The sequence below is a fragment of the Gordonia pseudamarae genome, assembly GCF_025273675.1.
GTDB lineage: Bacteria > Actinomycetota > Actinomycetes > Mycobacteriales > Mycobacteriaceae > Gordonia > Gordonia pseudamarae.
Genome location: NZ_CP045809.1, coordinates 2,076,021 through 2,090,242, shown reverse-complemented (window position 1 = coordinate 2,090,242; position 14,222 = coordinate 2,076,021). Strand labels below are relative to the sequence as shown.

Below are 14,222 nucleotides of genomic sequence, written 5' to 3'. Positions count from 1 at the left end.
CGCCCCGTCCGCATGTTCGCGCCTCGACCTCATGTGCCTACTTGAAGCATCTAACCATCGCCCGCCGACACTCTGAGCGATCGTCCAACTCCCCTTGGATGGTTCCCGCGTAGCGGGAATGGTGCTCAGCGCGGGAGACCGGCGAAGAAGTCCCGGGTGACGGCGACGGCGTTGTTGGAGTCGCCGCCGCCGACGACGAGGGTGGCGAATGCCAGGTCGCCCCGGTAGCCGGCGAACCAGGCGTGCGAGCCGCCGGCGAACTCGGCCTCACCGGTCTTGCCGTACACCTGGCCCATTCCGTTGATCAGGTCGGCGGTGCCGCCGGTGACCACGGCCCGCATCATCGACCGCAGTTCGGTGAATACCGCGGGGGCGAGGGCGGGTCGGTCGCCGCCCTTCACCGTGGTCGGTTTACCCAGGATCAGTGTGGGCACCGGTGCCTTTCCACCGCGCGCGACGGTGGCAGTGGCCAGCGCCAAGCCGAAGGGGCTGACCAGGACCTTGCCCTGGCCGAAACCGTCCTCGGTGCGTTCGACGAGATCGGAGGCGATCGGCACCGACCCGGACACCGACGTGAGGCCCGCGATCGTGTAATCGGGACCGATACCCAGCGCGGCGGCGGTGTCGGGCAGATCCGATGGCCCCATCTGGCTGGCCAGTTGCGCGAAGCTCGTATTGCAGGAGGCCGCGAACGCCTGCAGCATCGACACGGTGCCGAGGGAGAACCTGTTGTAGTTGGGGATCCTGCGCGGACCGATCTCGATCTCGCCCGGGCACCCCACCATGGTGTCCGGGTGTGCCATGTTCTTCCGGATGGCGGTGGCGGCGGTGATGATCTTGAACGTCGAGCCGGGCGGGTACAGGCCGGCGGTGGCGATCGAACCCTGCCGGTCGGCGAGCGGGTTCTGCGCGATCGCCAGAATCCGGCCCGTCGATGCCTGCAGCACCACCATCGCGATGGGGAACCGTCCGCTCGCGTTGACCGCCCGCTGCGCCGCGTTCTGCTTGGATCGCGACAGCGTCAACGACACCGCCGGCGCAGGCTGGGGGGCGTGATCGGCGAGGATGCCGGTCTGCATGCCGTGGGAGTTGGTGGTCACCACCCGCCAGCCCGCGACACCCTCCACCTCGTCGCTGACGAGTGTGCGCACCTCCGACAGCAGTGCCGGTGCGAACTGCGGATCCTTGGCCACCAGTTCGGATTGCTCATTGGTGACCACACCGGGGATGGCGAGTTGGTCGCGGATCCGGTTGAACTGACCCTCGGTGATCCGCGCGATCGGGTACGCACCGTCGGTGGCGGTGGCCTTTTCGGTGATGGTCTGCACCGACAGGTCCGGCGCGTACGGACGCAGCGCGGCCACCATCGACCACACCGAGTCGACGACATCACCGCTTTGGGCGGCGACCTCGGCATCGAAGTTGATGCCGATGAGGGTGCCGTCGACCAGCACCTGCGATCCGTCGGACTCGTTCACGGTGGCCCGCGGCGCCGATGTGGTCTCCAGCAGCAGCCGCTGGTTGCGTCCCAGCTCGGGGTGGATATTGGTCGACGCCCAACGCACGGTCCAGCCCTGCGTCGACTTGGCGACCTTGACCGTTGCCGGATACTCCCAGGTCTGGCCACCGGCCAGCGTCCAGGTGTAGGTGACGTCGATGTCGGCGTTGTCGGTGGTGGTCCGCGCGTGTCCACTCGCGGACGACACCTTCTCGGCGGCCAGCCCCTGCCATACCCGGTCGATGTCGGCGCGGGCCAGATCCGGATTGTCGGTGAGGTCGGCGGCCGTGCCGACGTCGTGCGCGTCGAAGGCCTCCAGGTAACGCTCAAGCGCCTGCCGGGGGCCTTCGTCGACACTCGAGCAGCCGACCACGCTCGTCACCACGAGCACGATCACCGCGGCAATCACCGCACCGAAGATTCTCCGCCGCACCATTACCGGAGATTGTAGGGGGCGACCGGCCGTCATCGCGCAGGCACGCCCGGCCGGTCGTCCCCAAACGCGGCCACGCCGCACTAGAGTCCACATGGTGACCGCCTCACGCGACGTCGACCCCGACTTTCTCGCCCTGCCGCGACACCAACTGGCCGATGCGGCACTCTCGGCGGCGCTCGCCGCGGGCGCCTCCTACGCGGACCTGCGGCTGCACCGGCTCAGCAACGAGAGCGTGCAACTGCGCGACGGCGGACTGGAGTCCGCGGCCACCGCCGGTGAGATCGGCCTCGCCGTGCGGGTGATCGTCGAGGGCACCTGGGGATTCGCCTCCCATCCCGAACTGACCACCGATGTGGCGGCCGCGACCGCGCGGCGGGCCGTCGCGGTGGCGACCACGCTGGCCGTTCTGAACACCGAACGCATCGAGCAGGCCGACGAGCCGGTGTACGACGATGCGACGTGGGTCTCGGCCTACGGTATCGATCCCTTCGCGGTGCCCACCGCCGACAAGGTCGCGCTGCTCGCCGACCACTCGGGACGACTGCTGGCCGCCGACGGCGTCGACCACGTGACCGCCGCGGTGATGTGCGTCAAGGAGCAGACCTTCTACGCCGACACGTTCGGCAGTTCGATCACCCAGCAGCGGGTGCGGGTGCAGCCGCACATCGACGCCACCGCCGTGGACACCGCCGCCGGAACGTTCGAGACGATGACGACGCTCGCGCCGCCGTCCGCACGCGGCTGGGAGACCCTCGCCGATGACTCCGTGTGGGACTGGACCACCGAACTGGCCACGATCCCGGAGCTGCTGGCCGAAAAGGTGAAGGCACCCGGGGTGGTCGCCGGGCCCACCGACCTGGTGATCGATCCGACCAACCTGTGGCTGACCATCCACGAATCGATCGGCCACGCGACCGAGTACGACCGGGCCATCGGCTACGAGGCCGCGTACGCCGGCACCTCGTTCGCCACCCCCGACAAACTCGGCACCATGCGGTACGGGTCACCCGCGATGACCGTCACCGCCGACCGCACCGCCGAACACGGGCTGGCAACCGTCGGATTCGACGACGAAGGAGTGGCCGCGCAGCAGTGGGATCTGGTGCGCGAGGGCGTCTTCGTCGGATATCAGCTCGACCGGGTGTTCGCGCGCAAGCTCGGGCTCCCCCGATCCAACGGCTGCTCGTACGCCGACTCACCGCACCACGTGCCCATCCAGCGGATGGCCAACGTCAGCCTGGCCCCCGCCGCCGACAACACCACCACCGACGACCTCATCTCCGGCGTCGATGACGGCATCTACGTGGTCGGCGACAAATCATGGTCGATCGACATGCAGCGCTACAACTTTCAGTTCACCGGCCAGCGCTTCTACCGCATCCGGGGCGGCAGGCTCGACGGCCAGCTCCGCGACGTCGCCTACCAGGCCACCACCACCGACTTCTGGAACTCGATGGAGGCGGTGGGCGGGCCGTCGACCTGGCGGCTCGGTGGGGCCTTCAACTGCGGAAAGGCCCAACCAGGGCAGGTCGCGGCCGTCAGCCACGGCTGCCCGTCGGCGTTGTTCCGCGGGATCAACGTGCTCAACACTGCCGCGGAAGGAGACCATTGATGATCGGGGCCACCGAGGTCATCGACTCGATCCTGGCGCACGCACAGCGGCTCGCGGGTGCCGACGAGACGATCGTCATCGTCACTGACCGGGCCGAGGCATCCCTGCGCTGGGCGGGCAACTCGATGACCACCAACGGTGAATCGGTACAGCGGGTCACCACTGTCGTGGCCGTCGTGCGCCGCGCCGGATCCGCCCACGTCGGCACCGTCACCACCACCGATGTCGACCCCGACGCCCTCGCCGGGGTGGTGCGGGCCGCGCAGACGGCGGCCGCGACGGCACGTCCGGCCGACGACGCGTTCGCGCTGATCACCGGCACCGGGACCCCGGTGGACTGGGACGACGGCCCCGCCCGGACCGGGGCGGACGTGTTCGGTGGAATCGCGGGCGCGTTGCGGCACGGGTTCGACGCATCCGGCGGCTCCGACAGGCTCTACGGCTTCGCCCACCACCTCGTCGACACCATCTGGCTGGCGACGTCCACCGGGGTGCGGCGCCGATACACCCAACCCACCGGGTCGGTGCAGATCAACGCCAAACGGGGCGATGCGAGCGCGTGGTCCGGTGTCAGCACCCCCTGGTTCGACGATGTTCCCGTCGAACCGATGCTCGCCGACCTGTCGACCCGCTTGGACCGGGCGGCACACACCGTCGAACTGCCGGCGGGCCGGTACGAGACGCTGCTGCCGCCGTCGGCGGTCGCCGACCTGATGCTGTCGCTGAGCGCGGTGATGACCGGGCGCGGCGCCCAGGAGGGCCGCACCGCGATGTCGGCGCCCGGCGGCGGCACCCGGGTGGGCGAGAAGCTGACCGACATGGGCCTGACATTGAGTTCGGACCCGGCCGCCGCCGGGCTCGAATGCGCACCGTTCGTGTTCACCGGCACGTCGTCGGAAATGATGTCGGTGTTCGACAACGGATGCGACATCGGACGCGTCGACTGGATCCGCGACGGCGTCATCAACACGCTCGCCCATTCGCGTGCCGACGCCGCCGCATTCGGCACCGCACGGGCCACCGGAGCGTCGAATCTGCTGATGACCGGCGGCGACGCCGGCCTCGACGAGATGATCGCGAACACCGGGCGCGGCCTGCTGCTGACCACCCTCTGGTACATCCGCGAGGTCGATCCCACCACGCTGCTGCTCACCGGATTGACCCGCGACGGGGTGTATCTGATCGAGGACGGAACGGTGACCGGCGCGGTCAACAACTTCCGCTTCAACGAATCCCCGCTGGACCTGCTGCGCCGCGCCACACAGGCCGGCGTCAGCGAGATCACGCTGCCCCGCGAATGGTCCGACTGGGCAACCCGGGCACAGATGCCGTCACTACGCATCCCGGACTTCCACATGTCGTCGGTGAGCCGGGCGCAATAGCCGCTCAGTCAGTCGATGAGGACGGTTGCGAACGTGCCCACCTGCACGAACCCGATACGCAGATAGGCCGCCCGGGCCGGGGCGTTGAAATTGTTCACATACAGGCTCGCGGTGCGCCCGCCCGCGACGATGGCCTGCGCGACCGCGGCGGTGCCCGCCGAACCCAGACCCGCGCCGCGCCGCGCCGGATCGACCCACACTCCCTGAATCTGGCCGACCTTGCTCGACATCGACCCGACCTCGGCCTTAAAGACCACCTGCCCGTCCTCGAACCGCGCGAATACCCGGTTGGCGGCGATGAGAGACAACAGCCGGCGCCGGTAGGAGACGCCGCCGTCACCGGCACGGGGGTCCACCCCGACCTCGCCGATGAACATGTCGATGGCCGCGGGCAGATAGGCGTCCAGGTCGTCCTCGGTGACCAGGCGCACCGCGGGATCGGGCGCGGCCGCGGGCGGTCCGTCGAGCGCCATCAGCGGCTGATCGGGCCGCACCTCACGCGCCGGACCCCACTCGGTCACCAGGTCCTCCCACAATGGTGCGACCAGATCCGCCGGGCCGACGACCGACGAACACGCCCGCGGGCGCGACAACGCGCGATCGGCGAAATACGTCAGGTCCGAACGGGAACCGAGCAGCGGAATGAGGTTGGCTCCGGAGAAGCACAGCGACGTCGACGGGTGGTCGGCGGTCCACAACGCGCCGCCGAGCAGTCGGGGGTTGAGTCCGTGCACCTCGCACCGTGCCGCCACCATACACATCGGCACGGGGTCCGAGGCCAGTACGTCGGCGACCGCGGCGGCATCACGAAGGCCGAGCGGTCGATGTCCCACCACATTCAGCACGACAACTCCTCTGCCCACGCTCCTCGTCACACCCGGCGTATCACATGACCGTGACCACCGGAGGACCGGATTCCCTGTCCTGTTCAGTTTGCCCGGATTCCTCCGCGATTCGCAGCGCTTCGTCGATCAAGGTCTCCACAATCTGCGATTCGGGCACCGTCTTGATGACCTCGCCCTTGACGAAGATCTGTCCTTTGCCGTTTCCAGAGGCCACACCGAGGTCTGCCTCCCTGGCCTCACCGGGTCCGTTGACCACGCACCCCATCACCGCGACCCGCAACGGAACCTCCATGCCTTCGAGCCCGGCGGTCACCTCGTTGGCCAGCCTGTACACATCCACCTGTGCCCGGCCGCACGACGGGCAGGACACGATCTCCAGCTTGCGCGGGCGCAGGTTCAGCGACTGCAGGATCGCATCGCCCACCTTGATCTCCTCGGCGGGCGGCGCCGACAACGACACCCTGATGGTGTCGCCGATGCCTTCGGACAGCAGCGAACCGAACGCCACCGCCGATTTGATGGTGCCCTGAAAGGCGGGCCCGGCCTCGGTCACACCCAGGTGCAGCGGGTAGTCGCACTGGGCGGCGAGCTGCCGGTAGGCCTCCACCATGATGACCGGGTCGTTGTGCTTGACCGAGATCTTGATGTCGCCGAAGCCGTGCTCCTCGAACAGGCTCGCTTCCCACAACGCCGACTCGACCAGCGCCTCCGGGGTGGCCTTGCCGTACTTCTCCATCAGCCGCTTGTCGAGCGAACCGGCGTTCACACCGATACGGATGGGAATCCCGGCGGCACCCGCGGCTTTGGCGACCTCCTTGACGCGGCCGTCGAATTCCTTGATGTTGCCGGGATTCACGCGCACCGCCGCACAGCCGGCGTCGATGGCGGCGAAGATGTATTTCGGCTGGAAGTGTATGTCCGCGATGACCGGGATGTTGGCCTTGCGGGCGATCTCCGGCAGCGCCTCGGCGTCCTCCTGGCGCGGGCAGGCCACCCGGACCATGTCGCAGCCAGACGCCGTCAGCTGCGCGATCTGCTGCAGCGTCGAGTTCACATCGTGCGTCTTGGTAGTGCACATCGACTGAACCGAAATCGGGTGGTCGCTGCCGACACCGACCGACCCCACCATGATCTGGCGGGTCTTGCGGCGGGGCGCCAGCACAGGCGGCGGCGCCGGCGGCATACCGAGCCCGATGGCCATGGGGCCACTGCCCGACGCTGCCGGGGCTCCTTGTGCGACTGGGGAGTTCATGTATCTACCTTCTTGCTCGGGCTGGGCTGGGAGCGTGGATATGGTCGCGGGTGGTGCGAGTGTGGAGAGGGCTGGTCACCACAACCTGATGGGGTTGATGATGTCGGCGGTCACCGTCAGCACCATGAACGCTCCCATCACGATCACCACCGCGTAGGTCAACGGCATCAACTTCATGTAGTCGACCGGGCCGCCACCGGCCCGGCCCATCCACCGGCGCACCGTATCCCGGCACTTCTCGTACCCGACGATGGCCATGTGTCCACCATCCAATGGTAGTAGCGGCACCAAATTGAAGAAGCCCAGGAAGAAGTTGATCGTGATCAGGAGCATGAAGAACACGCTCCAGGCGCCACGCTCGGCGGCCTCCCCACCCATCGCCGACGCGCCGTACACACTGACCGGGGTGTCCTCGCCACGCGGACCGCCCGTCACCGCCGTCCACAGGTCGTCGATCTTCGACGGCAACGACAACAACGCATCCCAGGTCGCGGTCACCAGATGCCCGGTGAACTCGAACGTCCCAGGTATCGCCGACAACGCGTTGTACTCCAGCGGACCGATCGGGTCCGGACGTGTCAAGGTCACACCGATCGCACCGACGGTGACGCTCTTGAAGGTGCCGTCCGAGTTCCGCATCTTGCGTTCCACCTGCGTCACCGGGATCTGCAGGTCCACCGTCTGCCCACCACGCACTACCTGCACCGACGCGGTGCCCAGGGTGCGCTGCGTCGTCGAGATCAGATCACTGTTGTTGTCAACCGGCGAGCCGTTGATCGCCACGATCCGGTCACCCGGTCGCAGGCCCGCCACCTCGGCCGGGGCCACCCCGGTACACGGCAGCAACTCGCCCGCGGCATCGGTTGCCGACGCCACACAGCCCACCTTCTCCACATACACCGGAGCGTGATCGGCGTCGTCCCGCAGATTCGGCAGCCCCGCGAAGATCGCCACGAAATAGATGAGCACAAAACCGAGTACGAAATTCTGTGCCGGACCGGCGAGCAGCACCACGAACCGCTTCCACGGCTTCTGCCGGAACATCGCACGATCGCGTTCGTCCTCTGCGAGTTCGTCGTACGGGGTCATCCCCGCGATATCGCAGAACCCGCCGAACGGCAGCGCCTTCACGCCGTACTCGGTCTCCCCTCGGCGCACGGACCACACTGTCGGCCCGAAACCGACGAAATACCGCCGCACCTTCATACCGGTGGCCTGTGCGGCCCACATGTGACCACATTCGTGCCACGCCACCGACAGCACCAGGGCAAGGGCGAAGAGCACCACGCCGAGCGCGAACATCACGAATCAAACTCCATCCGTCACGCCTCCGTGAGGCGCACTGACACATTGCGGCCCGCTCGCCCGGCTCCCGGCGCCGACATTCCCGGGATCAGCGTGACCGCCGCGCCGGAAGTGCCGTGACCAGCTGTGCGGCACGCTCACGGGCCCACCGATCCGCGGCGAATACCTCATCCACACTACCGGGAGTCCCACGCCATTGATCTGCGTCGTCGATCACCTCGGCGACCGTCTCGACGATCTGCGGGAACCGCAGCACACCGTCGAAGAACCCCTGCGCGGCCACCTCGTTGGCTGCGTTGAACACCGCGGTCAGACTGCCACCGGCCTTCCCCGCGCGCCGGGCCACCTCGATCGCCGGAAACACCGTGTCGTCGACCGGTTCGAATGTCCACTGGGATGCGGTCGAGAAGTCGCACGCCGCCGACGCCCCCGGAACCCGTTCGGGCCAGCCCAGCGCCAACGCGATCGGCAGCTTCATCGACGGCGGCGAGGCCTTCGCAATCGTGGCGCCGTCGACGAAGGTCACCATCGAATGCACGATCGACTGCGGATGCACCGTCACATCGATCCGGTCGTAGTCGACACCGAACAACAGATGAGCCTCGATCACCTCCAGCGCCTTGTTCACCAGCGTCGCCGAATTCAGCGTGATCATCGGCCCCATCGACCACGTCGGATGCCTGCCGGCCTGCTCTGGCGTCACATCCCGCAACGCGTCCCGCGACCAGCCCCGGAACGGGCCACCCGAGGCCGTCAACACCAGCCTGTCCACCTCGTCCGCGCTGCCCCCGCGCAGACATTGCGCGATCGCCGAATGCTCCGAATCGACAGGCACGATCTGCCCCGGCGCGGCCGCCTCCAGCACCAGTGCGCCGCCGGCCACCAACGATTCCTTGTTCGCCAGTGCCAACCGCGCACCCGAGCGCAGCGCGGCCAGACTAGGCGCCAGCCCGATCGACCCGACGATTCCGTTCAACACCACATCCGCACCGGCCGACTCGATGAGCTCGACCATGGCCTCCGGCCCGACATGCACACCCGCACCGATCGCGGCGACGAGTTCGGCGCCCGCGGACTCGTCGGCCACCGCCACCCGCGACGGCGACAACCCCAGATCCGCCACCTGCCTGCCCAGCAGACCGGGATTGCCGCCACCGGCACCGAGACCGACCACCTCGAACCGGTCCCTGTTGGCGGCGATCACCTCCAGCGCCTGAACACCGATCGAGCCCGTCGAACCGAGAATGAGAACACGTGTGGTCACCCGACCATTGTGGACCACCCGCGAGACGTAACCGCCCACGAGAGAAATCAGCCACGAGAGAAATCAGCCACGAGACGAATCAGCCGCGAACACCGGCGCGGCGCACTACCGCGCCGGATGTACCCGGCGCCAATGATCGGCGATGTCGATACGCCGCGTGATCCACACGTCGTCATGGGATTGCACATGATCGAGGAACCGTTCCAGAGCGGCCAACCGCGCCGGTCGTCCCACCAGCCGGCAGTGCAGCCCGACCGACAGCATCTTCGGAATGCCCTCCTGCCCCTCCGCGTACAACACGTCGAACGCGTCACGCAGATGCGTGAAGAACTGCTCACCCGACGGAAACCCGCCCGGCGAGGCGAACCGCATGTCGTTGGTGTCCAGGGTGTACGGAACAACCAGGTGATCGACCACCGAACCGTGCGCGGGCACCTTCACCCAGTACGGCAGATCGTCGGCATAGCTGTCCGAGTCATAGGCGAACCCGCCCTGCTCGACGACCAGCCGCCGCGTATGCGGAGAATCGCGCCCCGTGTACCAGCCGCGCGGCCGCTCCCCCGTGATCTCCGTCAACAACTCCAGCGCCGCCACCATGTGCTCGCGCTCGATCTCCTGATCGACCAACTGATAGCTCAGCCAGCGATACCCGTGACACGCGATCTCGTGCCCCTGCTCCACGAACGCCGCCGCGACCTCAGGGTTGCGCGCCATCGCCTGCGCCACCGCGAACACCGTCAACGGCAGTCCCCGACGCTCGAACGTCCGCAGAATCCGCCACACTCCGGCCCGCGAACCGTACTCGTACAGCGACTCCATGCTCATATGTCTGTTCGGGAACGCCTGCGCACCGATCATCTCCGACAGGAAAGTCTCACTGCCCCGGTCGTTCTCCAGCACATTGTTCTCCGCGCCCTCCTCATAGTTGAGGACGAACTGCACCGCGACCTTCGCCCCTCCCGGCCACCGCGGATCCGGTGGAGTCCGGCCGTACCCCACCATGTCGCGTGGATACCGCTCATCGCGGTAGTCGGCCAAAGTTCGGGTGGTCTGAGACATGGCGGCATTCTGTCATCAACCGGCCGCCGCGGCGCGGCGAGAAGGCCGCGTACCAGCCCACCGGCGGTACCGCTATGCTGATCCAGAACTACTACCCCACGTCGTCGCGAAGGAGCAGTTGTGGCAAGCACCGAGGTTGAACACGAACCTGTCGACACCGGCTGGGTGCGCGAACCCGCCGACGCCCCCTCCGCCCGATTCGGCTGGCACGCCAACCCCAAGCGGCTCCACTTCATGCTGGGCTGGGTCTCGGTCTTCTTCCTGCTGTTCACCGCATTCGTCGGCAACCACAAAGGCCAGGTCGAAGTCCTCTGGTCCATCGGAATCGCCGCCGCCGTGGCCGTCTTACTCATCCGCGGAACCTTCTTCAACCGCGACCCCAAGTGGCTGCCGTAAGTCGGCGCCCACACGCAGGCTCGCCGATCGCGGGTCCGTAATCCTGCGTCCGCTCACAGGCTCGCGGATCGCGAGCATACCGCGCCCACCTGCCTTGCAGGTGGGCGCTTGGTCTATCTCTCTTCCGCAGCCAATTGGCCGCAGGCGGCGGCGATCTCCTGGCCGCGGGTGTCGCGGACGGTACACGAGACACCCTGTTCCTGGACCCGGCGGACGAACTCGCGCTCAGCAGGCTTCGGGCTGGCATCCCACTTGGACCCGGGTGTGGGGTTGAGCGGGATCAGATTGACGTGCACCTTGGCACCCAGCGCCTTGTGCAGCTTCTTACCGAGCATGTCCGCGCGCCACGGCTGGTCGTTGACGTCGCGGATCAACGCGTATTCGATGGACACCCGGCGCCCACTCACATCGGCGTAGTAGCGTGCCGCCTCCAGCACCTCGGTGACCGACCAACGATTGTTGACCGGAACCAGGGTGTCGCGCAGCTCGTCGTCCGGTGTGTGCAACGACACAGCGAGGGTGACCGGGATGCCCTCGTCGGCCAGCTTCCGGATCGCCGGCGCCAACCCGACCGTCGAGACCGTCACCGAACGTGCTGAGATCCCCAGCCCGTCCGGCGCGGGCGAGGTGATCTGACGGACCGCACTCACCACCCGCTTGTAGTTGGCCAGCGGTTCGCCCATCCCCATGAACACGACATTCGACAGCCGGCCGGGCTCGCCGAACTCACCGTCGCGCAAGGTTCGGGCCGCGGCCCGAACCTGATCGACGATCTCCGCCGTCGACAGGTTGCGGTCCAGACCGCCCTGACCCGTCGCGCAGAACGGACACGCCATGCCGCACCCGGCTTGGCTGGAGATACACAGTGTGTTGCGGTCGGTGTACCGCATCAACACGCTTTCCAGCAGGGTGCCGTCGTGCAGTCGCCACAGCGTCTTCCGGGTACTGCCGTCGTCGCAACTGATCTGCCGAACCGGCGTCAGCAACGTCGGGAACAGTGAATCGGACACCGCCTGCCGCGCCGACGCCGGGACATCGGTCATCTCCGCGACGTCGCCGGTCAGCCTGCCGTAGTATTGGCGTGCCAACTGGTTGATCCGGAATTTGGGCAGACCCAGCTGTGCCGCTGCCGCAACCCGCTGGTCCGGATCCAGATCGGCGAAATGCTTCGGCGGCAACCCACGTTTAGGTGCGTCGAACACGAGCGGCAAAGAGGACATTTGACCATTGTCTCATGCCATCATGGCCGAATGAGCACTCCAGATCCGCGGTACGAAGGTCCCCGGAACCCCGCGCCGCAGGACGCCGTGATGCCCGACACCCCGGACCAGGGCGGGATCGAACCGGGTCAACTGCCTGCCGGTGCCGAACCCGCAACCCCGGTCCCCGACCCGGGGATTCCTGCCGAGCCGGCGCAGGAGGCACCGCGCCGGGGCCGCCGGCGCGGTGAGACGATCGCCGGCCAGGTCCGCCACACCCGCACGAGCGCCGCCTGGGCGGGGATGATCATCGGATCGTTGATCGGAATCCTGCTGCTGGTGTTCGTCGTGCAGAACCTCGACTCGCAGAAGATCTGGCTGCTGTTCTGGGAGGTCAACCTGCCCGTGGGCATCAGCCTGCTCATCGCCGCGATCGCCGGTGCGCTCGTCACCGCATTGATCGGCGGTCTGCGGATGTTCCAGCTCAACAGGGCCCTGACCAAGGTGTCCAAGGCCAACCGCGACTAGCGCCTGCGTGGCACGCCCGGGGGGCCGGCACCCGTCAGAGCAGCGCGGTCAGGACACCCCACACCACGAACGCCGACGGCAGCAGCGAGTCGAGGCGGTCCATGATGCCGCCGTGACCGGGCAGGAGGGTACCCATGTCTTTGATGCCCAAATCGCGTTTGACCTGGGACTCGACCAGGTCACCCAGCGTGGCGCATATCACCAGGACCGGCCCCAGGACGGCGCCGATCCACCAGTGTGTGTCCAGCAGGAACAGTGCGCAGCACACAGCGCCGACAGTGCCCACCGTCAACGAACCGATCAGCCCCTCCCAGGACTTCTTCGGGCTGATCGCCGGTGCCATCGGGTGCTTGCCGAACAGCACGCCCGCGCCATAGCCGCCGACATCCGAGCACACCACCACCAGGACGAGCGTCGCGACCCGGGCCGCGCCATCGGTTTGGGTGACGATCAACGCGCCGAAGGCGGCCAGCAGCGGAAGCCAGGCCACCACCAGCACCGTGACGGCCAGTCCCCGCAGGTAGTCCTCGGGCGCCGAACTCAGGCCCTGCGCCAGCAGCTTCCACACCATCGACACCAGAACGGTGGTCACCGTGGCCGCGAGGATTCCGGTGGTCCCCCACGGCCAGCCCGACCAGATGATGGCCTGGCCGCCGATCAGCAGCGGCCAGAACGCGATACGAAATCCGCCGTCACGCAGACGTTTGGAGATCTCCCAGGTCGCGATGGCCAGCGCGACCGAGACGACGCCGTACCAGATCCTCGGCTCGAACACCAGGATGGCGATGATTCCGGCGCCCAGCGAGACGCCGACGCCGATCGCGGCGGGCAGGTCGCGTCCGGCCCGTGAGGTCTTCTGTGGCTGGGTACTCATCAGGTGTGGCGCGCTCACACCTCGAGCAATTCGTTTTCCTTGTGTTTCACCAGCTCATCGACCTGGCTCACATACGAGGCGGTGGTCTTGTCGAGTTCCTTCTCGGCTCGCACCACCTCGTCCTCGCCGGCCTCGCCATCCTTCTGGATCCGCTTGAGCTCGTCGACCGCCTTGCGGCGCACATTGCGGATGGCCACCTTGGCGTCCTCGCCCTTGCCCTTGGCCTGTTTCACCAGATCCTTGCGGCGATCTTCGGTGAGCTGCGGAATGGACACCCGGATGATATTGCCGTCGTTGGTGGGGTTGACGCCCAGATCGGAGTTGCGGATCGCGGTCTCGATATCGCGCAGGCTGGACGCCTCGTACGGCTTGATGACCACCATCCGCGCTTCCGGGGTGGTGATACTGGCGACCTGAGTGATCGGAGTCAGCGCGCCATAGTACTCGATGTGCACCTTATTGAACATGGCCGGGTTGGCCCGTCCGGTCCGAATGGACCCCATGTCGTCCTTGGCGACGCCGACGGCCTTCTCCATCTTTTCCTCGGCGTCGAGCAACGCGTCGTCAATCAT

General features: G+C 67.3%; 13 protein-coding genes. 4 read left to right on the top strand and 9 right to left on the bottom strand.

Features of this window, described 5'->3' with window-relative positions; all coding sequences use genetic code 11:
• Window positions 1-125: 125 nt before the first annotated feature.
• Window positions 126-1,934: a penicillin-binding transpeptidase domain-containing protein gene (locus GII31_RS09230; RefSeq protein ID WP_213248884.1), complete on the bottom strand. Its 1,809-nt coding sequence runs from the start codon at window positions 1,932-1,934 to the stop codon at window positions 126-128.
• Window positions 1,935-2,028: 94 nt separating this feature from the next.
• Here GII31_RS09230 and GII31_RS09225 point away from each other — a divergent pair, with 94 nt between their 5' ends.
• Both GII31_RS09225 and GII31_RS09220 read left to right on the top strand, forming a co-directional pair.
• Window positions 2,029-3,546, top strand: a complete 1,518-nt coding sequence (locus tag GII31_RS09225) for a TldD/PmbA family protein (protein WP_260840396.1) — start codon at window positions 2,029-2,031, stop codon at window positions 3,544-3,546.
• Window positions 3,546-4,928, top strand: coding sequence for a metallopeptidase TldD-related protein (locus tag GII31_RS09220; protein ID WP_213248880.1), 1,383 nt, complete (start codon window positions 3,546-3,548; stop codon window positions 4,926-4,928). The genes GII31_RS09225 and GII31_RS09220 overlap by 1 nt, the downstream gene beginning before the upstream one ends.
• A gap of 8 nt (window positions 4,929-4,936) precedes the next feature.
• Here GII31_RS09220 and GII31_RS09215 read toward each other — a convergent pair whose 3' ends face one another.
• The 5 genes from GII31_RS09215 to puuE form a co-directional block, all read right to left on the bottom strand.
• Complete coding sequence (locus GII31_RS09215; protein ID WP_213248878.1) at window positions 4,937-5,773, bottom strand: GNAT family N-acetyltransferase; 837 nt, start codon at window positions 5,771-5,773, stop codon at window positions 4,937-4,939.
• A gap of 40 nt (window positions 5,774-5,813) precedes the next feature.
• A complete protein-coding gene (ispG, locus tag GII31_RS09210; protein WP_246222181.1) occupies window positions 5,814-7,025 on the bottom strand; it encodes a flavodoxin-dependent (E)-4-hydroxy-3-methylbut-2-enyl-diphosphate synthase in 1,212 nt (403 codons plus the stop codon).
• A 75-nt stretch (window positions 7,026-7,100) separates the two neighbouring features.
• Window positions 7,101-8,330 (bottom strand): M50 family metallopeptidase, encoded by a 1,230-nt coding sequence (locus tag GII31_RS09205; RefSeq protein WP_213248875.1) that lies wholly within the window; start codon window positions 8,328-8,330, stop codon window positions 7,101-7,103.
• A gap of 88 nt (window positions 8,331-8,418) precedes the next feature.
• The gene (gene dxr, locus GII31_RS09200) at window positions 8,419-9,594 is read right to left on the bottom strand and encodes a 1-deoxy-D-xylulose-5-phosphate reductoisomerase (RefSeq protein WP_213248873.1); all 1,176 of its coding nucleotides are present in this window, start codon (window positions 9,592-9,594) and stop codon (window positions 8,419-8,421) included.
• Between the two features lie 105 nt (window positions 9,595-9,699).
• Entirely contained in the window at window positions 9,700-10,653 is a 954-nt protein-coding gene (gene puuE, locus GII31_RS09195) for an allantoinase PuuE (protein ID WP_213248871.1), read from the bottom strand.
• A 120-nt stretch (window positions 10,654-10,773) separates the two neighbouring features.
• On the opposite strand from puuE, the gene GII31_RS09190 reads away from it, so the two are divergent.
• Entirely contained in the window at window positions 10,774-11,049 is a 276-nt protein-coding gene (locus GII31_RS09190; RefSeq protein ID WP_213248865.1) for a DUF2631 domain-containing protein, read from the top strand.
• A gap of 113 nt (window positions 11,050-11,162) precedes the next feature.
• On the opposite strand, the gene rlmN is transcribed toward GII31_RS09190, so the two are convergent.
• Window positions 11,163-12,269, bottom strand: a complete 1,107-nt coding sequence (rlmN, locus tag GII31_RS09185) for a 23S rRNA (adenine(2503)-C(2))-methyltransferase RlmN (RefSeq protein WP_213248863.1) — start codon at window positions 12,267-12,269, stop codon at window positions 11,163-11,165.
• A gap of 30 nt (window positions 12,270-12,299) precedes the next feature.
• Here rlmN and GII31_RS09180 point away from each other — a divergent pair, with 30 nt between their 5' ends.
• On the top strand, window positions 12,300-12,776 hold the full coding sequence (locus tag GII31_RS09180; protein WP_213248861.1) for a LapA family protein: 477 nt from the start codon (window positions 12,300-12,302) through the stop codon (window positions 12,774-12,776).
• A 34-nt stretch (window positions 12,777-12,810) separates the two neighbouring features.
• Here GII31_RS09180 and GII31_RS09175 read toward each other — a convergent pair whose 3' ends face one another.
• Complete coding sequence (locus GII31_RS09175) at window positions 12,811-13,650, bottom strand: phosphatidate cytidylyltransferase (protein ID WP_213250088.1); 840 nt, start codon at window positions 13,648-13,650, stop codon at window positions 12,811-12,813.
• A 14-nt stretch (window positions 13,651-13,664) separates the two neighbouring features.
• Window positions 13,665-14,222: a ribosome recycling factor gene (gene frr / locus GII31_RS09170; protein WP_213248853.1), complete on the bottom strand. Its 558-nt coding sequence runs from the start codon at window positions 14,220-14,222 to the stop codon at window positions 13,665-13,667.

Bases quoted from the DNA above. Each gene is read 5' to 3' on its own strand.
- frr (WP_213248853.1), bottom strand. From the start codon at position 14,222: ATGATTGACGACGCGTTGCTCGACGCCGAGGAAAAGATGGAGAAGGCC.
- GII31_RS09175 (WP_213250088.1), bottom strand. From the start codon at position 13,650: ATGAGTACCCAGCCACAGAAGACCTCACGGGCCGGACGCGACCTGCCC.
- ispG (WP_246222181.1), bottom strand. From the start codon at position 7,025: ATGAACTCCCCAGTCGCACAAGGAGCCCCGGCAGCGTCGGGCAGTGGC.
- GII31_RS09220 (WP_213248880.1), top strand. From the start codon at position 3,546: ATGATCGGGGCCACCGAGGTCATCGACTCGATCCTGGCGCACGCACAG.
- rlmN (WP_213248863.1), bottom strand. From the start codon at position 12,269: ATGTCCTCTTTGCCGCTCGTGTTCGACGCACCTAAACGTGGGTTGCCG.
- GII31_RS09180 (WP_213248861.1), top strand. From the start codon at position 12,300: ATGAGCACTCCAGATCCGCGGTACGAAGGTCCCCGGAACCCCGCGCCG.
- puuE (WP_213248871.1), bottom strand. From the start codon at position 10,653: ATGTCTCAGACCACCCGAACTTTGGCCGACTACCGCGATGAGCGGTAT.
- GII31_RS09230 (WP_213248884.1), bottom strand. From the start codon at position 1,934: ATGGTGCGGCGGAGAATCTTCGGTGCGGTGATTGCCGCGGTGATCGTG.